Origin of the sequence: Aureimonas ureilytica, from assembly GCF_001475935.1 — a bacterium.
GTDB lineage: Bacteria > Pseudomonadota > Alphaproteobacteria > Rhizobiales > Rhizobiaceae > Aureimonas > Aureimonas ureilytica_A.
In genome coordinates this window covers 92,081-113,634 of record NZ_LDQA01000009.1, presented here as the reverse complement: position 1 = coordinate 113,634, position 21,554 = coordinate 92,081, and the positions used below count along the sequence as shown (strand labels likewise).

General features: G+C 67.1%; 21 protein-coding genes and 1 pseudogene. 12 read left to right on the top strand and 10 right to left on the bottom strand.

Annotated features, from left to right (window positions below):
• Nucleotides 1-284: 284 nt before the first annotated feature.
• Together NS365_RS03535 and NS365_RS03530 are read left to right on the top strand one after the other, a co-directional pair.
• A complete protein-coding gene (locus tag NS365_RS03535) occupies nt 285-1,112 on the top strand; it encodes a DeoR/GlpR family DNA-binding transcription regulator (RefSeq protein WP_058598887.1) in 828 nt (275 codons plus the stop codon).
• Nucleotides 1,113-1,280: 168 nt separating this feature from the next.
• Nucleotides 1,281-2,462 carry an MFS transporter gene (locus NS365_RS03530; RefSeq protein WP_244498346.1) on the top strand — a complete coding sequence of 394 codons (1,182 nt, stop codon included), beginning with the start codon at nt 1,281-1,283 and terminating at the stop codon, nt 2,460-2,462.
• A gap of 37 nt (nt 2,463-2,499) precedes the next feature.
• Here the strand turns inward: NS365_RS03530 and NS365_RS23445 are convergent, their stop codons facing one another.
• Together NS365_RS23445 and NS365_RS23440 are read right to left on the bottom strand one after the other, a co-directional pair.
• The gene (locus tag NS365_RS23445; protein ID WP_082640506.1) at nt 2,500-2,658 is read right to left on the bottom strand and encodes a DUF3309 family protein; all 159 of its coding nucleotides are present in this window, start codon (nt 2,656-2,658) and stop codon (nt 2,500-2,502) included.
• Nucleotides 2,659-2,756: 98 nt separating this feature from the next.
• Nucleotides 2,757-2,915 (bottom strand): DUF3309 family protein, encoded by a 159-nt coding sequence (locus tag NS365_RS23440; RefSeq protein ID WP_192843472.1) that lies wholly within the window; start codon nt 2,913-2,915, stop codon nt 2,757-2,759.
• Between the two features lie 250 nt (nt 2,916-3,165).
• Here NS365_RS23440 and ispG point away from each other — a divergent pair, with 250 nt between their 5' ends.
• Genes ispG through NS365_RS03515 form a run of 3 tightly spaced genes read left to right on the top strand, consistent with a single transcriptional unit; the run spans nt 3,166 to nt 5,876 of the window.
• Entirely contained in the window at nt 3,166-4,434 is a 1,269-nt protein-coding gene (gene ispG, locus NS365_RS03525) for a flavodoxin-dependent (E)-4-hydroxy-3-methylbut-2-enyl-diphosphate synthase (protein ID WP_058598886.1), read from the top strand.
• Nucleotides 4,431-5,294 carry a lytic transglycosylase domain-containing protein gene (locus NS365_RS03520; RefSeq protein ID WP_058598885.1) on the top strand — a complete coding sequence of 288 codons (864 nt, stop codon included), beginning with the start codon at nt 4,431-4,433 and terminating at the stop codon, nt 5,292-5,294. Before ispG ends, NS365_RS03520 begins: the two co-directional genes overlap by 4 nt.
• Nucleotides 5,295-5,297: 3 nt before the next feature.
• Nucleotides 5,298-5,876: a histidine phosphatase family protein gene (locus NS365_RS03515; protein ID WP_058598884.1), complete on the top strand. Its 579-nt coding sequence runs from the start codon at nt 5,298-5,300 to the stop codon at nt 5,874-5,876.
• A gap of 5 nt (nt 5,877-5,881) precedes the next feature.
• Here NS365_RS03515 and NS365_RS03510 read toward each other — a convergent pair whose 3' ends face one another.
• Genes NS365_RS03510 through NS365_RS03500 form a run of 3 tightly spaced genes read right to left on the bottom strand, consistent with a single transcriptional unit; the run spans nt 5,882 to nt 8,677 of the window.
• Nucleotides 5,882-7,027, bottom strand: a complete 1,146-nt coding sequence (locus tag NS365_RS03510) for an amidohydrolase (RefSeq protein ID WP_058598883.1) — start codon at nt 7,025-7,027, stop codon at nt 5,882-5,884.
• Nucleotides 7,028-7,038: 11 nt separating this feature from the next.
• Nucleotides 7,039-7,743 carry a helix-turn-helix transcriptional regulator gene (locus NS365_RS03505; RefSeq protein ID WP_058598882.1) on the bottom strand — a complete coding sequence of 235 codons (705 nt, stop codon included), beginning with the start codon at nt 7,741-7,743 and terminating at the stop codon, nt 7,039-7,041.
• Between the two features lie 19 nt (nt 7,744-7,762).
• The gene (locus NS365_RS03500; protein ID WP_058598881.1) at nt 7,763-8,677 is read right to left on the bottom strand and encodes a polyprenyl synthetase family protein; all 915 of its coding nucleotides are present in this window, start codon (nt 8,675-8,677) and stop codon (nt 7,763-7,765) included.
• Nucleotides 8,678-9,003: 326 nt separating this feature from the next.
• On the opposite strand from NS365_RS03500, the gene mtgA reads away from it, so the two are divergent.
• Nucleotides 9,004-9,690 carry a monofunctional biosynthetic peptidoglycan transglycosylase gene (gene mtgA, locus NS365_RS03495; RefSeq protein ID WP_058598927.1) on the top strand — a complete coding sequence of 229 codons (687 nt, stop codon included), beginning with the start codon at nt 9,004-9,006 and terminating at the stop codon, nt 9,688-9,690.
• A gap of 264 nt (nt 9,691-9,954) precedes the next feature.
• Nucleotides 9,955-10,140 carry a 50S ribosomal protein L32 gene (gene rpmF / locus NS365_RS03490; protein WP_019998007.1) on the top strand — a complete coding sequence of 62 codons (186 nt, stop codon included), beginning with the start codon at nt 9,955-9,957 and terminating at the stop codon, nt 10,138-10,140.
• Between the two features lie 150 nt (nt 10,141-10,290).
• Here the strand turns inward: rpmF and NS365_RS03485 are convergent, their stop codons facing one another.
• The gene (locus NS365_RS03485) at nt 10,291-10,800 is read right to left on the bottom strand and encodes a transposase (RefSeq protein WP_193753379.1); all 510 of its coding nucleotides are present in this window, start codon (nt 10,798-10,800) and stop codon (nt 10,291-10,293) included.
• A 199-nt stretch (nt 10,801-10,999) separates the two neighbouring features.
• Between NS365_RS03485 and NS365_RS24380 the strand changes: the two genes are divergently transcribed.
• Nucleotides 11,000-11,137, top strand: a complete 138-nt coding sequence (locus NS365_RS24380) for a hypothetical protein (RefSeq protein WP_193753378.1) — start codon at nt 11,000-11,002, stop codon at nt 11,135-11,137.
• A 120-nt stretch (nt 11,138-11,257) separates the two neighbouring features.
• On the opposite strand, the pseudogene NS365_RS03480 reads toward NS365_RS24380, so the two are convergent.
• Nucleotides 11,258-12,246: pseudogene (locus tag NS365_RS03480) on the bottom strand (IS481 family transposase).
• 189 nt (nt 12,247-12,435) lie between these two features.
• Between NS365_RS03480 and NS365_RS03475 the strand changes: the two are divergent.
• From NS365_RS03475 to NS365_RS03465, 3 genes are all read left to right on the top strand, one after another.
• Nucleotides 12,436-13,578 (top strand): AAA family ATPase, encoded by a 1,143-nt coding sequence (locus NS365_RS03475; RefSeq protein ID WP_058598879.1) that lies wholly within the window; start codon nt 12,436-12,438, stop codon nt 13,576-13,578.
• A gap of 340 nt (nt 13,579-13,918) precedes the next feature.
• On the top strand, nt 13,919-14,824 hold the full coding sequence (locus NS365_RS03470) for a GGDEF domain-containing protein (RefSeq protein ID WP_244498345.1): 906 nt from the start codon (nt 13,919-13,921) through the stop codon (nt 14,822-14,824).
• 416 nt (nt 14,825-15,240) lie between these two features.
• Nucleotides 15,241-16,062 (top strand): potassium channel family protein, encoded by an 822-nt coding sequence (locus NS365_RS03465; RefSeq protein ID WP_082675646.1) that lies wholly within the window; start codon nt 15,241-15,243, stop codon nt 16,060-16,062.
• 42 nt (nt 16,063-16,104) lie between these two features.
• On the opposite strand, the gene NS365_RS03460 is transcribed toward NS365_RS03465, so the two are convergent.
• The gene (locus NS365_RS03460; RefSeq protein WP_058598878.1) at nt 16,105-18,582 is read right to left on the bottom strand and encodes a heavy metal translocating P-type ATPase; all 2,478 of its coding nucleotides are present in this window, start codon (nt 18,580-18,582) and stop codon (nt 16,105-16,107) included.
• A 190-nt stretch (nt 18,583-18,772) separates the two neighbouring features.
• Here NS365_RS03460 and NS365_RS03455 point away from each other — a divergent pair, with 190 nt between their 5' ends.
• A complete protein-coding gene (locus tag NS365_RS03455; RefSeq protein ID WP_244498344.1) occupies nt 18,773-18,973 on the top strand; it encodes a heavy-metal-associated domain-containing protein in 201 nt (66 codons plus the stop codon).
• Between the two features lie 438 nt (nt 18,974-19,411).
• Here the strand turns inward: NS365_RS03455 and NS365_RS03450 are convergent, their stop codons facing one another.
• Entirely contained in the window at nt 19,412-19,948 is a 537-nt protein-coding gene (locus tag NS365_RS03450; RefSeq protein ID WP_058598877.1) for a gamma carbonic anhydrase family protein, read from the bottom strand.
• A 181-nt stretch (nt 19,949-20,129) separates the two neighbouring features.
• Nucleotides 20,130-21,320, bottom strand: a complete 1,191-nt coding sequence (locus tag NS365_RS03445; RefSeq protein ID WP_058598876.1) for a M20 metallopeptidase family protein — start codon at nt 21,318-21,320, stop codon at nt 20,130-20,132.
• Between the last annotated feature and the right edge of the window lie 234 nt (nt 21,321-21,554).

Genomic DNA, 21,554 nt, shown 5'->3' with positions numbered 1-21,554 from the left:
ATCGGCTCCTAGCGATGCGGATTGGCCTTCGAAAGCCCATCCCAAATCACGAAGCACGCCTGTCTGTTCCTCATACTTCATTCTTTAAAGGATGGGTGAAGTTTCTTGGTGGCAGGCCGACACGTCACACGAGGCTCTCCTTACCTTAAACGACCCTTCATGCCGCGCCGATGGGCAGGATAGGCAGAAGTCGAATGATGCCGAATTCGGCATTATTCCTCCTTGTGATTGACTGATCGGGCATCATCGTGCATCTCCCGATATGAATAGCGAGAGATAACCAGATGAACATGATGCCGATGACGCCCGAACGGCACGGGCGCATTCGCGAGCGGCTGTCGCTCGAAGGCCGCGTGCTGGCGTCGGAGCTCGCCCGAGACTTCGGCGTCTCGGAGGACACGATCCGGCGGGACTTGCGCGAGCTCGCCTCGGCCGGGCTCTGCCGCCGCGTCTATGGCGGCGCGCTGCCGCCCGCGCCGGCAGTCGTGCCTCTCAACCTTCGCCGGGCGGAGGCGAGCGGGCGCAAGAGGGCACTGGCGCAAGCCCTGGGCGAGCGCATCGCCGATATGTCCGGGCCGGACGCGACGCTCTTCATCGACGCCGGCTCTACCAATATCCTCGTGGCCGAGGCACTGCCGACCGATCGCGCCCTGACCGTCGTGACCCATTCCCCCGCCATCGCCTGCGCTTTGGAGGATCGGCCCCAGGTCGAAGTCATCCTGCTCGGCGGACGAGTCAACCCGCGCACGGGCGCGTGTCTTGGCGCCGCCAGCTTGCGCGCTGCCGAAGCGCTGCGCTCGAGCCTTCTAGTTCTCGGCGTCTGCGCGGTCGATGCCGAAATCGGCATCACCGCGCAAGACTACGAGGACGCCGAGTTCAAGCGCGTTCTGAGCGCTCAAGCCGGGGCGGTCGTGGCGGCCGTGGTCAACGAGAGACTGGCCAGCGTCGCGCCCTTCCATGTCCTGCCCACGGCGGGATTGGACACGCTCGTCGTGGAGCATGATGCGCCGGAGGCGAGCGTTGCGGCGCTGGAAGCGGTCGGTCTTCGCATTCTGCGCGCCCGGCCGCCTGTGGGAGAGGGCGGCGTGGCGCGAGCGAAGTCACGGGCCTGACGGTGCGCGGCCCCGCAATCCCGAACGGCCGTTGCTCCACCGCTTCCGCTGCTTGCGGTTCCCAAGGCTCGACCTCGCGCGCTTTTGATTCATAACGAACTGAGGCTCGTGCCCGTCTCAATGAAGGAAATGATTTTGTCCCACGCTTCGGACCTCGAGCGCCCTCGCATGGCCGCCTGGCCCGCGCGCCGGATCGCGGTGTCGCTGGCCTTTCTGGTGAACGGGTTTGTGCTCGGCAACTGGACGCCGCAGGTGCCGCTTCTGGCCGAGCGGCTGGGCCTGAGCGAAAGCCGGCTGGGCCTTCTGATCCTCGTCTTCGGCCTCGGCGCCATCGCGGCCATGCCGATGGTCGGCGCGGCGACGGCGCGCTTCGGCTCGCGCAAGCCGACCCTCGTGCTTCAGGCGCTTCTGGCCTTTGCGCTGCTTCTTCTGGTGCTCGCACCGAGCCCGCTCTGGGCGGCCGCCGCGATCCTCTTTTTCGGCATGACGATGGGCGGCATGGATGTCGCGATGAACGCCAATGCGGTAGCGACCGAGCGCACGCTGCATCAGGCCATGATGTCATCGTGCCATGGGTTCTGGTCGGTCGGCGGGGTTCTGGGCGCGGCTGTGGGCGGCCCCCTCATCGGGGCGATCGGTTCGGTGGGGCAGGCGAGCGTGGTCGCCCTCGTCATGCTGGCCGCGCTCTGGCCGATCAGCCGGTCGCTGATGGAGGATCGAACGTCACCCCACGACGCGCCGGCCGCGGCCGAGACGGACGGGCAAGGCGCTCCCGCGACGTCCAGCCGTGGGCGTCTGATCGCGGTGGCGCTCGGCGTCTGCGCGCTCTTCTCCATGATCCCGGAAGGAGCGACGATCGACTGGAGCGCCATCTATCTCGTGCGCGAACTCGGCATCGACATCGAAATGTCCGGCCTCGCCTTCGCGGCCTTCTCGGCCACCATGGCGCTGTTCCGGTTTCTGGGAGACGGGCTGCGGGACCGGCTCGGCGCGGTTCGCACGATCCGCTTGTCGGTCGGCTTTGCGGTGGCGGGGCTGGTTCTGGTGAGCTTTGCCGGGGGCCTCACCGTCGCGCTGATCGGCTTTGCGATCCTCGGGATCGGGCTTTCCAATCTCGTGCCGATCGCCTTTTCGGCGGCGGGCAATATCGAGGGGCTGAAGCCGGGCGTTGCCATCTCGATCGCGACCTCGATCGGCTATAGCGGCATTCTCGTCGCGCCGTCCGCCATCGGCTATTTCGCCCAGCATTTCGGCTTCTCGCCGGTGTTCCTCGGGCTTTGCGTCTGCCTGCTCGTGATTCTCGTCCTGTCCGGGCTGATGCACGGCGCGGATCGGCGCGACGGGCATTGAAGTGAAAGGGGCCGCCGAAACGGCGGCCCCGAAATTCTTATATGCGTCCCATCAGGAGCAGCACGATCACGACCACGAGCAGGAAGCCCAGAAGGCCGCTCGGCCCGTAGCCCCATCCGCGCGAGTAGCCCCAGCCGGGAAAGGCGCCGATCAGGAGCAGGATCAGGACGATCAGAAGAATGGTGCCGATGGACATGGGGAACTCCGTAGAAAACACGACGCCCCCAGAACTCACGCGGACGTGTTCGGTTCCACAAAATCGTCACAATTGACTTACGATCGCCGCATCGGCCTTCAAACGAGGATGGTGACCCAGACCATGATCGCGAAGGTGAAGATCACCCCGAGCAGGATGGCCGGCCGGAAGCTCCAGCCGCGCGACCACGGCCAGATCGGCAGGAAACCGACCAGCATGAGAAGGCAGAACAGGGCAAGGGCGGCGCCGGGCGTCATGGGCTCTCCTGTTGAACACGGTGGGCGGACACTGGGCATCCCCGGCCGGGAGGCGTGCTCCGCCCGCGACAGGTGCCAGTCCGGCCATCGACACGCAAGCCGCCGAAGCTGGCCCGTGTCATGCTCGCGACACGAAGTCTCTGCAAGAACGCCCTCTCTTCATTTGACAGATATGCGCGGCGATATAGACCAAAGCGGCACTCGGCCTTGTGCCGGGAGCCATCGCCCTTTTCGCTGGAAAGCCGACCCGATGACGTCAGCCACGCCGATCGACCCCGTTCTCGCCGACCCGTTGCCCCGCCGCCGCACGGTGGGCGTGAATGTCGGCGGCGTTCTCGTCGGCGGACCGGCCCCGGTGGTCGTTCAGTCCATGACCAACACCGACACGGCGGATGTGGATTCCACCGTCGCACAGGTCGCCCAGCTGGCGCGCGCGGGCTCGGAGATCGTGCGCATCACCGTGGACCGGCCGGAATCGGCCGCCGCCGTGCCGCGCATTCGTGAGCGGCTGGACCGGCTGGGTCTCTCCGTGCCGCTGGTCGGCGACTTTCACTATATCGGCCACAAGCTGCTCGCCGATTATCCCGACTGCGCGGCAGCGCTCGCGAAGTACCGCATCAACCCCGGCAATGTCGGCTTCAAGGACAAGAAGGACCGGCAGTTCGTCGACATCATCGAAATGGCCATCCGGCACGACAAGCCGGTGCGCATCGGCGTCAACTGGGGCTCGCTCGACCAGGAACTCCTGACCCGGCTGATGGACGAGAACTCGGCCCTCGCGCAGCCGCTTTCGGCGCGCGCGGTCATGCGGGAATCGATCATCCAGTCCGCGCTTCATTCCGCCGCGCTGGCGGAGGAGACGGGCCTCGCGCGCGAGAAGATCATTCTGTCCGCCAAGGTCTCCAACGTTCAGGATCTCATCGCCGTCTATCGCGACCTGTCGCGGCGCACCGACCATGCGATCCATCTCGGCCTGACGGAAGCGGGCATGGGCTCGAAGGGCATCGTCGCCTCGTCGGCCGCCATGGGCATTCTCCTGCAGGAAGGCATCGGCGACACGATCCGCGTGTCGCTGACGCCCGAGCCCGGCGGCGACCGCACCAAGGAAGTGCAGGTCGCGCAGGAACTTCTCCAGACCATGGGCTTCCGGCAGTTCATCCCGATCGTCGCGGCTTGCCCCGGCTGCGGGCGCACGACCTCGACCTTGTTCCAAGAGTTGGCGGAGACGATCCAGAACGATATCCGTCGCAACATGCCCGAATGGCGCGAGCGCTATCCCGGCGTCGAGGCGCTGTCGGTCGCCGTCATGGGCTGCATCGTCAATGGGCCGGGCGAGTCCAAACACGCCGATATCGGCATCTCGCTGCCCGGCACCGCCGAGGTGCCCTCCGCCCCCGTCTACATGGACGGGGTGAAGGTCGCCACCTTACGCGGCGCGGGCATCGCGCAGGAATTCCACGAGATGGTGCTCGCCTATATCGAGCGCCGCTTCGGGGGCGGGCGCGCCGCCGCCGAATGACAGGACGTCGTCTTTCTCTCGCCGCCGTTGCCTTGGCGCTCGCCCTCACGCCAAGCGCCAAGGCCGAGGACAAGACGGGCGAGAAGAACAATCCGCGCGTGGCCGAAATCTGCGATCTCATCGCCGAGAACGCCAAATCCGTCGGCATGGCGCCGGAATTCTTCGCGCGCCTGATCTGGAAGGAATCGCGCTTCGACGAATCCGCCCAGTCCCCCGTCGGCGCGCAGGGCATCGCCCAGTTCATGCCTTTCACGGCCAAGGAGCGCGGCCTGTCGGACCCGTTCGACAAGCGCGAGGCGCTGCGCCATTCCGCGACCTATCTGCGCGATCTGCGCTCGGAACTCGGCTCCTGGGGGCTGGCGGCGGCGGCCTATAATGGCGGCATCAACCGCGTGAAGCGGTGGATGCAGAGCGGCGGGCGGCTGCCCTATGAGACCGAGGATTACGTCCTCTCCATCACCGCGCAGCCGGCGTCCTGGTTTCGCGAGGAAAAACGCGAGGCGGCCGTGGAGCCGCTGGTGAAGGATCTGGATTTCGCGCTTGCCTGCCGCCGGCTGCCCATTCTGCCGACACGCGCCGTCTTCGCGGCGGCCGAGAGCGCGCCCATGCGCCCCTGGGGCGCGCAGGTCGCCGGCCATCCCAACGAGGCCATCGCCGTTCGCCTCTATCGCAAGCTGCAGGATCGCTATCCCGGCATTCTCGGCGGCGTCGAGCCGATCGTGATGCGCACGCGGCCGCTCTCCGGCCCGCGCCGGATCACCGCCATTCGCATCGGCGCCAACACGCGCGGTGCGGCCGACGCCTTCTGCAACAAATATCGCAATGTCGGCGGCTCCTGCGTCGTCATCAAGAACCGCTGAGCTATGGCCACACTCTTCTTCATCAGCCATCCCGAGGTCGTGGTCGATCCGCTGGTGCCGGTCGAGCGCTGGCACCTCGCACCCTCCGGCATCGAGCGCATGCGCCGTTTCGCCGGGCAACCTGCGCTAAGCGGCCTCCGCCAGGTCTGGGCGAGCACCGAAACCAAGGCCATCGAGGCCGCCGGCATCCTGGCCGGGCGCTGGGGGCTCGGCGTCGAGGTCTTGGCGGAACTCGGCGAGAACGACCGCAGCGCGACGGGCTTCCTGCCGCCGGCGGAGTTCGAGACCGTGGCCGATGCCTTCTTTGCCGAGCCGCAGACGAGCGTGCGCGGCTGGGAGCGCGCGGTGGATGCGCAGACCCGTATCACCGATGCGATGCGCGGCATCGTCCGGCAGCATGAAGGGGGAGGCGATCTCGCCATCGTCGCTCATGGCGCGGTCGGCACGCTGCTCTTCTGCGCGCTGGCGGGGCGCCCCATCTCGCGCGCCGAGGACCAGCCGTTTCAGGGCCATGTCTGGAGCGCGACCCTGCCGGACCTTGCGATCCGCCATGGCTGGGAGCCCATCGCGCCAAGGGCGTGAGGGGGCTAGCCCAAGGCCTCGCGCACCGCTCTCAGAAACACCCGCGCGCCGATGGCGATGAGATCGTCGGGGAAGTCGTAGTCGGGATTGTGGAGGCGCGGATGGTCGAGGCCTGCGCCCAGAAAGAACATGGCCGAGCGCGAGACGGAGGCGAAGCGGCCGAAATCTTCTGAGGGGTACATCGGCTCGCCCGGCCGATGCGCGATGCCTTCCGCGTCCAGCGCGCTGCGCAGGAGCGCGACGGCTGCGGGGTGGTTCTCGCAATGGGTGAAGATGTCCTCGTAGGCGAGGGCATGGCCGAGGCCCGCCGCATCGGCCTCGCTGATGACGAGCCGCTCGGCTTCCTCAATCAGCGCCGCCATCGCCTCGTCGCGGAGCGTGCGCAGCGTCGCCCAGATTTCGCCCGTTCCGGGCGCGATGCCGAAGGCGGGCTCGCCGAGGCGCGCATGGGTGATCGTGACCAGACGAAAACTCTCGTCCAACGCGCCGCCCGGCCCGAGTGCCGCGAGCGCAGGCATGAGGCGGGTCATGGCGGCCATGGGCGAAAGCCCGTCCTGCGGCATGGAGGCATGGGCGGTCTTGCCCGAGAGCGTGATCCGCAGGCCGCGCGAGGCGCAATTGACCGGCCCTTCGCGCAAGGACGCTTCGCCCAGGGGCAGGCCGGGCAGATTGTGCAGCGACAGCGCCATGTCGGGCCGGATCGCGGCAAAGGCGGGGTCGGCCAGCACGGCCGCAGCCCCCGCGCCGGTTTCCTCCGCCGGCTGGAACAGGAGGATGACGCGCCCGCGCGCCGGGCGACGTTGGGAAAGTGCGGAGGCGACCAGCGTCAGAATGGCCGAATGCCCGTCATGGCCGCAGAGATGGCCCTTTCCAAGAATGCGTGAGCGATGCGGCGCATCGCTGATTTCCTCGATCGGCAGCGCGTCGAGTTCGCACCGCAGAAGCAGACTCGGCCCCGGCTCCGCGCCTTCGAAGATGCAGGCGACGCCGTGGCCGCCGAGGCCGGTGAGGAGTTGGTCGGGCGCAAATCCGTGCAGCCGCGCCGCCACCGTCTCGGCCGTGCGCGCCTCCTCGCCGGAGAGTTCCGGCGCTTGATGCAGCGCGCGGCGAAAGGCGATGGCCTGGCTCAATGCCTGCCGATCGAACTCCATCCGATTCCCTTTCATGCGCCGATCTCGCGACCGGCCTTGATGCCCTCAGCAACCCGCCATTCCTTGAGAAGGACGGGTGGACGCTTGGGGCTTCGCTCCGTCAAAAGCTCGGCCGAGACGATACGATCGGTGCGAAAGTTGCGGAAGCTTTCTCTCAACTCGCACCAACCGAGCAGCAGCCGCACCCCCTCGAAGAAGGCCAGCGCGAAGGGCCAGATGACCCGCTCGGACGCCATGTCCGAGGCATCGCGATAGGAGAGGCGCAGCTTGCGCCCGCCCCGGATCGCCTGTCGCAGCAGCGCCGTGTTCACGCTATCGCTCACGAATCCCTTGGCCGGGCCGAGAAGAAGGGCGGAAGCGTCGAGATCGGCCTTGAGGTCGGGCGGCAGGACGGCCGCGATGCGCGACAGGGCGCTCAGCGCGGCCTCGCTCAAATCCGCATCCGCCCGGTCCGCCACCCAGCGCGCGCCGAGCGCCAAGGCCTGCAACTCGTCCGGCCGGAACATCAGCGGTGGCAGATGGAAGCCGGGCTTCAGGACATAGCCGAGCCCGGCCTCGCCCTCGATCTCGGCCCCCATGGCCTGAAGACTGGCGATGTCGCGGTAGAGCGTGCGCAGACTGACGCCGAGCTCTTCCGCCAGCGCCCGCCCGCTCACCGGCTGGCGATGGCGGCGCAGGAGCTGGAGGAGATCGAGCAGGCGTTCGGAGCGCGACATGGCCGGTGCGGTGCGCGGCCTACCGCGTGCGGAAGGCGACGAAACGCGCGGTCTGGCGCAGCGTCTCGGCCCGCTCGCCATAGGGGGCGAGGAGGGATTCGGCTTCGGCCACGAGCCGGGAGAGTTCGCCGCGCGTCCAGTCCTGGCCGCGCAGGGCGGGCAGGGTCTTCTTGCCGCGCGCCTGATCCTTGCCGACCGCCTTGCCGAGCGTCGCGGCATCGGCCGTCTCGTCCAGGAGATCGTCCGCCAGCTGGAAGGCGAGGCCGATGATCTCGCCATAGCGGCGCAAGACCTTGCGATCAGCTTCCGGAGCCCCCGCCAGGATCGGCCCCGCCTCGGCCGCGAAGGCTAGAAGAGCCCCGGTCTTCATCGCCTGCATTCGCGCGATCTCGGCTTCCGAGAGCGTCTGCGTTTCGGCCGCCAGATCCAGCGCTTGGCCGCCGGCCATGCCGGCGGCCCCGGCTTCGCGCGAGAGAAGTTGGACGAGCGACAGACGGGCCTCGGCGGGCAGGGCACTGGCCTCGGCGACCAAGCCGAAAGCGAGCGTCAGCAGCGCGTCGCCGGCCAGAATCGCTGTCGCCTCGTCGAAGGCGCGGTGGACCGTCGGGCGGCCCCGGCGCAAGTCGTCGTCGTCCATCGCCGGCAGATCGTCATGCACCAGCGAATAGCAGTGGATGCATTCGAGCGCGGCGGCGACGGGCGCTGCGGCCTGCGCCGAGGCGCCGAACAGCGCGGCACTCTCCTCGACCAGAAACGGGCGCAGGCGCTTGCCGCCGCCGAGCGCGCCGTGGCGCATGGCCTCCAGCAAGCGCTCGGGCGCGCCCGAAAGCAACGCCGTGTCGCTGGCGAGGGCCTGTTGGAGCACCTCTTCCATGCGCGCGGCGGATTGGCCGAGTTGCGTTTCGAAGGCGGGCCGCGCGGCGCTGTCGGACATGGAAGCTCGCAAGCAGGAGGAGATGTGAGGCGATCAGGCGCCTTCTGTGCCTTTCGCCGCGCCCTGCCGCAAGTCGTGTTCGGCGGAGCGATTGCCTCGCTTTCCAAGAGCTTGCTATGACGGACCGTAACAATCGGCCGTGAGGCGCGGGGAGATCATGGGCGAGATGCGTGGCCGACCGGCTTGAACGAGGCGCTGGCGACGGCGCTTTCCATCGGGAGACTGCTGGCTTTGCGGACGAGGTCGAGCGCCATGACGGCTATGCTCCGGGCGACTTCGGCGAAGAGCACGAGGCTCCGCCCGCTCGCCGCCATGCGCAGGTGCCGATGATCCGGCGGCTGGTCTATGCCGCGCTGTTCGCCGTGGTCGGCCTTGCCGCGATTCCGGCGGTGCTCGTGCCGATCTATGCGATTCCCGCCGTGCATCCGGTCTCGACGCTGATGCTGGCCGAGCATTTTTCCTTTCAGCCCTATGAGCGGGAATGGACGCCGATCGACCAGATCGCGCCCGTCATGATCGCCTCCGTCATGATGTCGGAAGACGGGCAATATTGCTTCCATGGCGGCGTGGATTGGGACGCGCTCGGAACCGTGGTGGATCAGGCCGTGAACGAGGGGGAGGCGGGGCGCGGGGCGTCCACCATTCCCATGCAGACGGCCAAGAACCTGTTTCTGTGGAACGGCCGCTCCTTCCTGCGCAAGGCGCTGGAACTGCCGCTCGCGACCTATGCCGACTTCGTCTGGTCCAAGCGTCGCACGATGGAAATCTATCTCAACATCGCCGAGTGGGGCGATGGCATCTATGGGATCGGCGCGGCCTCGCGCTTCTATTTCAACAAGCCGGCCTCGCAGCTGACGGCGCGCCAGGCCGCGCTTCTGGCCGTCGCGCTGCCCTCGCCCCTGACGCGCGACCCGGCCCGGCCCTCGGCCGGCCTGCGGCGTCTGGCGAGCGTCGTGGAGGCGCGCGCGCGCGCGTCCGGTGATTATACCGGCTGCGTGTTGCGGGCTCGCTAGGGCTTTGCGGGCCGAGCGGCGAGGGAGCGGGTCGATAAAAACCCGCTCGCCCCTTTCCAAGCGGGGGCATCTTTGCTAAGGGCAGGGCCGAATTCCCGTCAATTCGATAGGGCCGAATTCGAACCCTTTGGGCTTCGTCGGTCTGTCGTTGGGTCGGGATCGGCTTTCGCAGCGCTTGTGCGCCGGCCAAAGCTCAAACAACAACCATTCGACGCGGTTCGTCCTCGACGGAACTCAGCGCCGCCGACGTGAACGGAGAAACCGATGGCCGTCCCTAAACGCAAAACCTCCCCCTCCAAGCGTGGCATGCGCCGTTCGGCCGACGCGCTCAAGGCCCCGACCTATGTCGAGGACAAGAACTCGGGCGAACTGCGCCGTCCGCACCACATCGACCTGAAGTCGGGCATGTATCGCGGCCGCCAGATCCTCGCGGTCAAGCAGGACGCCTGATTCCACGATCGGCTTTCGGGCCATCGATATTGCGAAAGCCGGATGCGCAAGCGTCCGGCTTTTTCTTGTTGGCGTTGAGCCGTACTGCCGGGAAGCTGGCCCAGCGCGTGCGAGGCGCAGACGCTAGGAGGCGGAGGCCACTGTGTTTGCTCACGCGAGCGCGATTGGTGTTTTGGATCGCAGCATGGCGTTGAGGTTGACGAGGAACTGGCGGGCGACGGCGATCAGGATCGTCTTGGGCGCCTTGCCCATGAGGCGCAGGCGTTCTTCAAGGACGGGCGCGTTTCGTGAAGCGCTAAGGGCCACGATGTAGAGAGCCTCACGCACCTTTCGTCGCCCGCCCCAGATGCGCCGTGCCCCTCGCCAAGTGCCGCTCTCCCTTGCATGTGGCGCCAAGCCGGCAAGAGAGGCGATGCGGCGTCGGCAGAGCGTGCCGAGTTCGGGGAGCTCGCCTAGAAGGGTGGCAAGTACAGTCCGGCCGATGCCTGGCACCGCCAAGAGGAGGTGCGCCTGATCGGCGAGGGGGGCTTGGATCAGGTCCGCGATGCGCCGATCAAGATCGCTGATCTGCCGGGTGAGCATCTCGACCATGGCTTCGATGCTGGCTGCGATCTCTTCCTGCCCGGCGCTGTGGCGGTGCAGCTTCTCGGCCTTTCGCATGTCGACCCACTGCCTGCGCCGCCCGAGAAAATCGGAGAGCCGGGCGTGGGCTTGGCTGAGCGGGACGGTGGCCGGAAGGTTGAGGGCAGAGCCCATCTGCGCCAGAATACAAGCATCGACGCGGTCGGTTTAAGCCAGGACGCCCGTGGCTCTGGCGAACTCGCGGGCCTGACAGGGATTGACGCGCGAGAGGGACGGCGTGCTCGACAAGGGCCGCGATGAGGTGGCCGTCGCAGCCGCTGGTGGCCTCGAACATGACGAGAACGTCGCGGTCGAGCGTGTCGAGGAAGGCCGAGATATCCTCCGGCGTATTGGCGATGCGCTCGACCTTGGCTGAGGGCAGGCGGCAGAGATCGATGAAGCCGTGTGAAAGATCGCAGCCGACAACAGGCTGTGGCATGGTGAAAGCTCCTGTCCATGTCGTGCAGGATTTGTCGTCCCAAGCAACTGTTCAGGTTCAAGCAGACGCGGAGGGGACCCTTGCTCCCCCACGGGCTCTAATGTTCAGTCCCGGCATTTGGTGGATCCGATTGACGATGAACCAGTCTGGTTCTGAGATCCACTGTTTTCAGACGAACTCGTAAGGCGTCAGGCCATTCAGCGTCTTCAGTTGGCGTGCAAAATTGTAGCCATCAAGGAAGTCGGCGAGGTGGCGTTGCAACTGGGCGTGGTCGTCGTAGTGGAAGCGTTTGACGGTGGCGTCCTTGATCGTGCGGTTCATCTGCTCGACCTGTCGGTTGGTCCAAGGGTGTTTCACTTTGGTCAGGCGATGCTCGATGTCGTTCTCGTCGCAGACACGATCGAAGATGTGGTGGAAAGCATAGACGTCGCAGGCGCAGTTGGTGAACTGGATGCCGTTATCAGTCAGCACGGTATGGATGGCATAGGGGATGGCCGCCACCAGATCGCGCCGGAATTAAGCGGCTTCCATCTTGCCGGCTGAGAGGTGCAGTTGGGCGAAGGCGAACTTGGACGTGTAATCGATCGCCACGAAGAGGGAAAGCTTGCCCTCGGCCGTCTGCACGCCAGCGATATCGCCGTGGAAGTAGCCCATGGGGTAACGCTTGAACTTCTTCCTGATAGGCTTATCGTCGTCGACATCGGGCAGGCGCGAGATGCCATGGTGCTGAAGGCAGCGATGCAGCGATGACCGCGTCAGATGTGGGATCGTTGGTTGTAGGGCGAGAGGCAGTCGTCGAGCGGCAGCAGCGTGTGGCGTCGAAAGGCGACGATGACGGCCTCATCCTCGACTGACATCATCGTGGAATGCGGCTCTCTCGGTCCGGTCTTGCGATCGGCTGTCGAGGTTCGCTTCTTCTACTGCGCGACGGTCTTCGGATTGATCCCGTAGCGCTTAGACAGCGCCCTCAGGCTCTCTTGACTATTTTGTATCGCAGGGCGGACTGCCGCTCTCGTCGCAGTGCTCCCGTGGTGAACCTGGCCCATAGTGCCTCCTTCCACTCGTGAGTGAAGACTGCACCATCAAAGCCTGGGATCAAACACCTAGGTCCTCGGAGGGACGGGCTCTCTTCCGCACGATCACCTTCTCACATTTCCAACAGACAGGGGGGCCATGCCGGGCGCGGGCATTGGTGCTAGAAAGCCGGCTCGGACGGACGGGCACGAGGTCCCCTGATGCTCACCACATTGGCTGTCGCCAACTATCGGTCCTTGCGCGATCTGGTGATCCCGCTAGGGCGGCTGACGCTGGTGACGGGCGCCAACGGCAGCGGCAAGACCAGCCTCTACCGCGCGCTGCGGCTGCTGGCCGAGACCGCGCAGGGGCGGCTGATTGCGACGCTGGCGCAGGAGGGCGGCTTCACCTCCACGCTCTGGGCCGGGCCGGAGACGATCAGCCGGACTATGCGCCAGGGCCGCGTTCCCATTCAGGGCGGCCCGCGCTCGAAGCCGATCAGCCTGGCGCTGGGTTTTGCGGGCGATGCCTATGGCTATGCGATCGATCTCGGAATGCCGAGCCCGGAGAACCCGTTTCCGCTCGACCCTGTCATCAAGGGGGAGGCCATGTGGACGGGCGAGCGCCTGTCGCGCAGCTCGCTCTTTGCCGAGCGCCGTAATGCCCTGGTGCGGCTGCGCATGTCCGACAGCGGCGTCTGGCGCGAGGCGATGGATGCGCTGTCGCCCTTCGATTCCATGGTGACGCATTGCGCCGATCCGGCCGACGGGTTCGAGCTTCTCTCCATGCGCGAGCGGATGCGCGACTGGCGCTTCTACGACGCGCTGCGCACCGACCCGGACGCGCCGGCCCGCCGCCCCGGCATCCACACCTATACGCCGGTTCTGGCGAGCGACGGAGCGGATCTCGCCGCAGCCCTCGCCACCATTCGGGCGATCGGCGACGCGCGGACGCTGGACGAGACGATCGAGGCGGCCTTTCCGGGATCGCGCCTCCTGGACGATCCGGCCGGCCTCCGGCTTCGCCAGCACGGGCTCCTGCGTCCGCTCGGGCCTACGGAACTCTCCGATGGCACGCTGCGCTTTCTCCTGCTCGTCGCCGCGCTTCTCTCGCCCCGCCCGCCCGAGCTGATGGTGCTGAACGAGCCGGAGGCGAGCCTGCACCCGTCGCTGATGCCCCCGCTGGCGCATCTCCTGAAGACCGCCGCGCGGCAGACGCAGATCGTGCTCGTCAGCCACAGCGCGGCGCTGATTGCCGCGTTGCGCGAGACTGGGTGCTGCGAGGAGGTGCGGCTGGAAAAAAGCTTCGGCGAAACGGCCGCCCCGGACTGCGAAAGCCCTGCCTGGACCTGGCCCAAGCGATAGCGGCAAGGGGCAAGCTGGCCGCCTCATCCTGCCTTCGAGGGATTGAGCCGCCTGCCGTCTGTCCTTGTCGCCTCGCAGAACCATGGCTCGCTCCGGCCGCAAAGGAGCGAACAGGTTTGGAAGAGGATCGATGCGGCCGGCGCCACATTCCAACAGGACGCAGCGCCGCTCGCCGGATGAATGTCTGAAAACTTCGCTTGGTGTCCCAGACCGGCTCTGCGACATGGTGACTGACGGCAAAGAGCATATCGGCCGTTAGGAAGGACTTGATCTGTTTCCAGCTAAGAGCCCACAGACAGGCTCAGTGGCCCAAAAGGCCATGGCACCGAACGGAACAGGGATGCAGGACCTGACCCCAGACATTTGGGCTCTTCTCGGCCACACGCAGGCTTTGATAGGGATCTACGATCCCTCGGGGCGGCTGGTTTACGCGAACGAGGCCTTTCGCACGACCTTCTTCATCGAGCCCGGCGAAACTCCCCTGTGGTGCGACCTCATGCGCCGGAACTATCATGCGGGCCGGGGCGTGCGCATTTCCCATCCCTGTTTCGAGGACTGGTTGCAGTCCACCCTGTCGCGCCGCGGCAAGGTGGCGAGCCTCAGCGCGGAAACCGATCTGCTGGACGGTCGCTGGCTCTGGATCGTGGAATCCACCATGCCGGACGGCTTCATGCTGTTCGTGGGAACCGACATCACGCGCCAGCGCTGCTCGCAACGTGAACTGCGCCAGGAGCGCGATATCGCCGTTCGGTTTTCGCAGATCGACCCGCTGACCAGCATTTCCAACCGGCGGCATATCATGGATGTGCTGGAGACGGTTCTGACAACCGACGTCCCGCCTTCCCGCCCTCTCGGTAGCCTTTGCATTCTCGACATCGACCTCTTCAAGACGGTGAACGATCGCTTCGGCCATGTGACGGGCGACAGCGTTCTGGTGGATGTCGCCAGGACCCTGCGCGCGGGGCTTCGCACCTGCGACGCGCTCGGGCGGCTGGGCGGCGAAGAGTTCATGGTGATCCTGCCGGGCGTCGGCGCAGAAGCGGCACAGCCCATCTTGAACCGGCTGCTCTCTCTCATCAGTCACTCCTGCAAGATCGCGCAGGACCCCGATTATGTGCTCACCTGCTCCGCCGGCGCGACGGAGCTTCAGCCAGGAGAGCGATCGGACACGGCCTATTCGCGCGCCGATCGGGCGCTCTACGACGCCAAACGCGGCGGGCGCAATCGCCTGATGCTGGCGTCATAGAGACGGACGAGGTATCGGCTGGCGTCAGGGCGGGTACGATAGGCTGGCCGCGCGGTTCGAGGCAAACCGTTTGCGCCCCCTTGGTTGGCGCACGAAGCCTGGCGCTTCGCTCGCCTTTCGTGTCCATGACAATGCGGCCGACACGGGCTGCGTTTGAGGGAAACGAAGTATTTTCGTGCCCTCTGTGTTGAGAGCCGTCGATCAGCTTTTCACGTGAGCAAGGAGGCGAGCGCTGCGACGATTTCCCGCCCTCTGGGTACGATCGGAAGCCGCGACGCTTCGATCTGAGCGCCGAACGGCGCGAAGCCTCGGCAATTGCTCAACTCTCTGTCCCTATCCTCCCGGGACGCTTCGTGATCAAACCCGCGTCGGGACGGGAGCAGACAGTCTCCGGTCGTCATCTATCCTGGAAGACCATGGTCAAGCCGCTCACCCACCGCCCGTCCTCCACGCCGCCCGAACCGGCCATTCGCCATGCCGCCTGGCGCGAGAAGCTGCGCGCGCTCTATGTCGGCGACGAGCCCAAAGCTGTGCGCTTCCAATGGGCGGTCGGGATCGTGGATCTCGCCATCATCGTCTTCTTCATCTTCGCCCCGGTGCTGGAGCAGGAGCCGAGCTTTCTCTGGATCGACTATTCCGTCGCCGCGCTTCTGATCCTCGATCTCGGCACGCGGGCGCTCGCCGCACGCTCCTTCCGGCACTGGATCGCCCGGCCGACGGTCTGGGTGGATTTCATCGTCCTGGCGACGCTGCTTGCCCCGCTCTGGCTGGCCAATCTCGGCTTCCTGCGCATCCTGCGGCTTTGGACCCTGTCGCAGAAGGATCTCTTCTGGCGCTCGCTGCGCCGGCGCGGCTACCCCGAATGGGAGGATGTCGGGCGCGCGGCGATCAATCTTCTGACCTGCCTCTTCCTGATCACCGGCTTCATCTACACCGCTTTCGCGCGCGAGGGATCGGGCATGGAGGGCTATGTCGACGCGCTCTACTTCACCGTGGCGACGGTGACGACGACGGGCTTCGGCGACATCACCCTGCCGGGCACGGCCGGCAAGCTGACCTCGATCGTCACGATGATCGTCGGCATCTCGCTCTTCGTGCGCTTGGCGCAGGCCTTGTTCAAACCCTACAAGGTCTTCTTCCCGTGCCCCCAATGCGCCCTGCAACGGCACGAGCCCGATGCGGTCCATTGCAAGGCCTGCGGCCACATGCTCGCAATCCCTGACGAGGGAGCGCAGTAAGCGCCCCCTGTTTCACGTGAAACGTCAAACCGGTCTGAAACGTCAGACGCCCCGGCCCGAACGCAAACCGTTGAGCAAAACCAAAGTGCTCGACAGGCCCATGGCCGCCGCCGCCCAGACCGGGGACAGCAGCAGGCCGAAGGCGGGATACAGCGCGCCGGCGGCGACCGGGATCAGCAGCACATTGTAGCCGAAGGCCCAGCCGAGATTCTGGCGGATATTGGTCAGGACCGAGCGCGACAGGGCGATGGCGCGAGGCACATTGCCCGGCGAGGGGGCGACAAGCACGATATCGGCCGCCTCGATGGCGACATCCGTCCCCGAGCCGACGGCCATGCCGATCTCGGCGGCGGCGAGCGCGGGCGCGTCGTTGATCCCATCGCCTACGAACAGAACCGGCCCGTGCTCGCGTTGAAGCCGGCGGATGGCCTCGACCTTGCCCTCGGGCAGAACCTCGGCCACGGTCTCGTCGATGCCAAGCCTGCGCGCGACGGCCTCGGCCGTTCGCCGATCATCGCCGCTGACGAGCGCGGTGCGCAGACCCTCGCGCTTCAGCGCGGCGACGGCCTCTGAAGCTCCCTCGCGGATCGGATCGCTGACGGCGAGAAGCGCGGCGAGCTGGCCGTCCAGCGCCAGGAAGAGCGGTGTTGCGCCGCCTTGTGCCAGCGCCGTTGATTCCGAATCGAACGGGGCGGGGTCGAGCCCAAGCTGCTCCATGAAGCGCCGCGCGCCGATCTCGACGCGCCGCCCCTCCACCTCGGCGCGCAGGCCGAAGCCGGGCAGAGCCTCCGCGCTTCTGACGGGTGCGAGCGCGAAGTCGCGCGTCTTGGCGGCGTCCACCAGCGCATGGGCGATCGGATGCTCCGAGCGCGCTTCGGCGGAGGCGGCCAGACGCAGCGCCTCGTCCGTGTCGAAGCCGGGTGCGGCCTGGATCTCTCCGAGCGCGGGGCGGCCGATGGTCAGCGTCCCCGTCTTGTCGAAGGCGACGAGGCGGGCCGTGCCGAGCGCCTGCAAGGCCTCGCCGCGCCGGAACAGAACGCCTTGGCGCGCCGCGCGCCCGGTGCCGACGAGGATCGAGGTCGGCGTGGCCAGACCCATGGCACAGGGGCAGGCGATGATCAGAACCGCGACGGCGGCGCTCAACGCATGGGGCAGGGCGGGCGCGGGGCCGAGCGCCAGCCAGAGCGCGAATGTGGCGAGCGCGGCGGCGATCACGGCCGGCACGAACCAGAGCGTCACCCGGTCCACCAGCGCCTGGATCGGCAGCTTGCCGCCCTGCGCCTCTTCCACCATGCGCAGGATGCCGGAGAGAACCGTGTCTCCGCCGACCTTCTCGACGCGTAGGGTCAGCGCGCCCGCGCCGTTCACCGTGCCGCCTGTCAGCGCCGCGCCGCTTTCCTTGCGCACGGGCGCGGGCTCGCCGGTCAGCATGGCCTCGTCCACGAAGCTCGCGCCTTCCTCGACGCGCCCGTCGGCCGGCACGCGCTCGCCGGGGCGGATGGCCACGAGATCGCCGGGGCGAAGGGCGGATATGGGAACGCGCTGGCTCTGGCCTCCGGCGTCGATGCGCTCGGCTTCGGCCGGCTGGAGCTTGGCGAGCGCCCGGATCGCCTGACTGGTCTGCCCCCGGGCGCGCGCTTCCATCCAGCGGCCGATGAGCACCAGCGCGACGATGGTGCTTGCCGCCTCGTAATAGACATGCACGGCCTCGGCCGGCAGGAGCGCGGGCGCGAAGGTGGCGACCAGCGAATAGAGATAGGCCGCGAGCGTACCGATCGCGACCAGCGAGTTCATGTCTGGCGCACCCTTGATGAGGAGCGGCAGGCCGATGCGGTAGAAGCGCAGGCCGGGGCCGAAGAGCACGAGCGTCGCCAGCGCGGCCTGAATGCGCCAGCTCGTCTCCATACCGATCACGCCCGCCATGGCGTGATGCAGGGCGGGCACGAGATGGCCCCCCATCTCGACAACGAAGAGCGGCGCGGCGAGCGCCAGCGCCAGAAGCGCGCGGTGCTTGAGGCCATCAGTTTCGGCATCGGCGCGGGCCGCGCGCTCGTCCCGCCTCGCTTGTGGCGGCGTGTCGCTGTCCAGACGCGCGTCGTAGCCGGCCTCCTCCACGGCCGCGACGAGATCGGCCGGCGCGAGCGCGGGAGACGCGGTGACATGTGCCTGCCCCGTCGCCAGATTGACGGAGGCCTCGGTCACGTCAGGCAGGGCGCGGAGCGCGCGCTCGACGCGGCCGACGCAGGAGGCGCAGCTCATGCCCTCGACGGAGAGTGTCAGGCGCTGCGGCGGCACGTCATAGCCGGCGCCCTCGATCGCCCGGACGACGGCGGCCGCATCGGCCGGGCCGGCAAAGCGCAAGCGGGCCTCGCCGGTCGCCAGATTGACCGACGCCTCGGTGACATCGGGCAGGGCGCGAAGCGCGCGCTCGACGCGGCCGACGCAGGAGGCGCAACTCATGCCCTCCACCGGCAGGGTGAGACTGGAGGACATCAAACGGGCAGGAAGGATCTCGTTCATGGCTGGGCGTCCGACATTGTCGCGATCGCACGCTCTCAAAAAGCGCTGCCTTCCTCAAATGAAAGCCTCCCGCGCGGGAAGGTCAAGGCCGGGCCCTGTCGAAAACAGACCGGCCTTGCCAAGCCCGGCCGCGCAGCCCCATGTCATGGAAAATTCCCGCCCCTATCGACAGGCCTCAAGGAGACGGATCATGAAGCTGCGGATCGACGACATGACCTGCGAGGGCTGCGCCCGCGCGGTGACCCGCACCATCCAGCGCCTCGACCCCGGCGCACAGGTACAGGTGGACCGTCCGGGCGGCACAGCGGATGTGACGACGCAGGCGGAAGGCGAAGCGCTGGTGAGCGCACTGACCAAGGCCGGCTATCCCGCGCAGATTCTGGCGGCGTAGCACGCTCGGTGACGGCTGGGTTTGGGGGCTGGAGGCGACAGGCTCAAAGGCAATGAATGGTCTCCATTCGCACCGTTGCAAATGATCCGGCCTTTGCGTTGGAGTATGAGATCATACGCGCAATGTCGGAAGCGTAGAGTGGCCAGCCCAGCCGGATGGTATCGGCTGGCCGCTTGGCTGCCTTTTTGCGCTGATGGCAGGCGTCTGCCGCGCTGCAAGCTGGATAAGAGGGGGCCTCTATCGCCGGCCTCTCCCGGCGCTGTTTCGAGCCGAGTCCCGGCAGGCTGATGCGGCGGTTGCTTTGGGGGTGATGGATCGCGGGCCGGCCTTGGATGGCTCTTTCAAGATCAGTCGCCCGCACCCCCACATCATCGCAGCGCTACGCAGAGGCCCGAGCGGCGTTCAGCGCAGGGCGGTGGTTGCCCGCGCGCCCCGCCCTCAAAACCCCTCGACCACCCGCAACCCCCCGCGAAAGCGTCGGGCGTTTTCGACATAGGTTTCGGCCGAGCGCTTGAGGCCTTTGAGCGTCGCCTCGTCCAGAAGGCGCACGGCTTTCGCCGGGGCGCCGATGATGAGAGAGCCTTCGGGGAATTCCTTGCCTTCCGTCACCAGCGCGCCCGCGCCGACGAGGCAGTTGGGGCCGATGCGCGCGCCGTTCAGCACCGTCGCGCCCATGCCGATCAGCGTGTTGTCGCCGATCGTGCAGCCATGCACGATGGCGTGATGGCCGATCGTGCAGCCCGCGCCGATCGTGAGCGGGAAGCCGGGATCGACATGGAGCATCGCGCCTTCCTGGATATTGGTGCGCGCGCCGACCGTGATCGTGTCCCGATCGCCGCGCAGCACCGCGCCGAACCAGATGCCGACATCCTCGCCCAGCGTGACGTCCCCGATCACATGCGCATCGGGCGCGATGAAGAGGCGGTCGGGCGCGGGGAGGCGGGGCGTGAGATCGTCGAGGGCATAGACGGGCATGGGAACCTCCCTTTAGAGCGCCTAACAATACCTCGCGGGGTCGGCTTGTCGGGTCTTTTCGTCAGCCGCTTTGTCCCGAATGCTCGCCGATGCCGCCGGCATCGACTGCGCTTCGCTCCGCGCGGACTGACGAAAATCCCTCGACCAGCCTCCGCCCGGAGGTTTTGTTAGGCACTCTTAGTCAGACGCTGGGGCTCAGCAACTCGCAGGCGGCGAGCGACAGGGCGACGACGCCGTTGCGGATGGCGCGCTCGTCCGGCTGATAGTCCGAATTGTGAAGCTCATCCCGGCGGCCGGGCGTCATGGAGCCGATACCGAGCTGGAAGGCGGGCACCTTCTCGCCGATCAGCGCAAAATCCTCCGCGCCGAGCGAGGGACTGGCTTCCAGAAGCGCCTCGCGGCCGAAATGATTCTCCACCGCGCGCATCGTGGCGCGCATCACGCGCTCGTCGCTGACAAGCGGCGGCGTGCCGCGCTCCCAGTCGAGCCGGCATTCGACGCGCAAGGAGGTGGAGACGCCCTCGCAATGGCGGCGGATCGCGGCTTCCATGGCCGTGCGGTCGGCGTCCAGATGGGTGCGCACCGTGCCGCGCAGGCGCACGGCGTCGGGAATGATGTTGGGCGCGAGCCCGCCCTCGATGACGCCGATGGTGAGGACGATCGGGCGCATCGGGTTCATCTCGCGCGAGACGATGGTCTGGAGTTGCAGGACCAGCGTCGCGGCGCCCACGATCGGATCGGCGGTCAGATGCGGGCGCGCGGCGTGGCCGGAGCGGCCCGAGACGGTGATGATGAACTCGTCCGACGAGCCGCCCGCGACGCCCGGCACGAAGGAAAAGCGGCCGACGGGCTCGCCGGGGTAATTGTGGAAGCCGAGCGCCAGATCGACGCCCTCCAGCGCGCCGTCGCGCATCATCTTCGCCGCGCCACTATCCGACACTTCCTCGGCCGGCTGAAACATCAGCTCGATGCGCCCCGAGAGATCGGGCGCGATGCGCTGGAGCACTTCGGCGACGCCGATCAGCGTCGCGGTGTGGAGATCGTGTCCGCAGGCATGCATCTTGCCGGGAATGGTCGAGGCATAGGGCAGGCCGGTCTGTTCCTGGATCGGAAGCGCGTCCATGTCGGCGCGCAGGAGCACGGTCGGGCCGGGGCGGCCGGTGTCGATCGTCGCCATGACACCCGTGCCGCCGACCTTGGTGCGATGGGGCACGCCGATGCGCGCGAGCTCGCGCACCACCACGCCGCTGGTGCGCACTTCCTCGTGGGCGAGTTCGGGATGGGCGTGCAGGTCGCGGCGGATGTCGATGAGGGCGGGTTCGATCTCGCCGGCGATCGCCTCGATCCGGGGTCCGATATGATTGCTGGTCATCGGCGTCTCTTCAGTCCTGTTCGTGCCCGCCTATGGGCTCGCATCCCCGCCGGGCCATGACGGCACCGCGCCGGGTCTCCTTCTCTCTTGTCCCGCGTTTCGCGCGCGCTTTCCAGTGCGAAGCGGCAGAAGGAAGGAAGCCATATCACGAGAAAAGGAGATGACATTGACGTTTACGGAAGAGTAGTCTGTTCGCGCTTGCCCCGCCTTATGTCTTTGGGAGAAGACGAGAGA

Bases quoted from the DNA above. Each gene is read 5' to 3' on its own strand.
- NS365_RS03535 (WP_058598887.1), top strand. From the start codon at position 285: ATGAACATGATGCCGATGACGCCCGAACGGCACGGGCGCATTCGCGAG.
- NS365_RS03530 (WP_244498346.1), top strand. From the start codon at position 1,281: ATGGCCGCCTGGCCCGCGCGCCGGATCGCGGTGTCGCTGGCCTTTCTG.
- NS365_RS23445 (WP_082640506.1), bottom strand. From the start codon at position 2,658: ATGTCCATCGGCACCATTCTTCTGATCGTCCTGATCCTGCTCCTGATC.
- NS365_RS23440 (WP_192843472.1), bottom strand. From the start codon at position 2,915: ATGACGCCCGGCGCCGCCCTTGCCCTGTTCTGCCTTCTCATGCTGGTC.
- ispG (WP_058598886.1), top strand. From the start codon at position 3,166: ATGACGTCAGCCACGCCGATCGACCCCGTTCTCGCCGACCCGTTGCCC.
- NS365_RS03520 (WP_058598885.1), top strand. From the start codon at position 4,431: ATGACAGGACGTCGTCTTTCTCTCGCCGCCGTTGCCTTGGCGCTCGCC.
- NS365_RS03515 (WP_058598884.1), top strand. From the start codon at position 5,298: ATGGCCACACTCTTCTTCATCAGCCATCCCGAGGTCGTGGTCGATCCG.
- NS365_RS03510 (WP_058598883.1), bottom strand. From the start codon at position 7,027: ATGGAGTTCGATCGGCAGGCATTGAGCCAGGCCATCGCCTTTCGCCGC.
- NS365_RS03505 (WP_058598882.1), bottom strand. From the start codon at position 7,743: ATGTCGCGCTCCGAACGCCTGCTCGATCTCCTCCAGCTCCTGCGCCGC.
- NS365_RS03500 (WP_058598881.1), bottom strand. From the start codon at position 8,677: ATGTCCGACAGCGCCGCGCGGCCCGCCTTCGAAACGCAACTCGGCCAA.
- mtgA (WP_058598927.1), top strand. From the start codon at position 9,004: ATGATCCGGCGGCTGGTCTATGCCGCGCTGTTCGCCGTGGTCGGCCTT.
- rpmF (WP_019998007.1), top strand. From the start codon at position 9,955: ATGGCCGTCCCTAAACGCAAAACCTCCCCCTCCAAGCGTGGCATGCGC.
- NS365_RS03485 (WP_193753379.1), bottom strand. From the start codon at position 10,800: ATGCGAAAGGCCGAGAAGCTGCACCGCCACAGCGCCGGGCAGGAAGAG.
- NS365_RS03475 (WP_058598879.1), top strand. From the start codon at position 12,436: ATGCTCACCACATTGGCTGTCGCCAACTATCGGTCCTTGCGCGATCTG.
- NS365_RS03470 (WP_244498345.1), top strand. From the start codon at position 13,919: ATGCAGGACCTGACCCCAGACATTTGGGCTCTTCTCGGCCACACGCAG.
- NS365_RS03465 (WP_082675646.1), top strand. From the start codon at position 15,241: ATGGTCAAGCCGCTCACCCACCGCCCGTCCTCCACGCCGCCCGAACCG.
- NS365_RS03460 (WP_058598878.1), bottom strand. From the start codon at position 18,582: ATGAACGAGATCCTTCCTGCCCGTTTGATGTCCTCCAGTCTCACCCTG.
- NS365_RS03455 (WP_244498344.1), top strand. From the start codon at position 18,773: ATGAAGCTGCGGATCGACGACATGACCTGCGAGGGCTGCGCCCGCGCG.
- NS365_RS03450 (WP_058598877.1), bottom strand. From the start codon at position 19,948: ATGCCCGTCTATGCCCTCGACGATCTCACGCCCCGCCTCCCCGCGCCC.
- NS365_RS03445 (WP_058598876.1), bottom strand. From the start codon at position 21,320: ATGACCAGCAATCATATCGGACCCCGGATCGAGGCGATCGCCGGCGAG.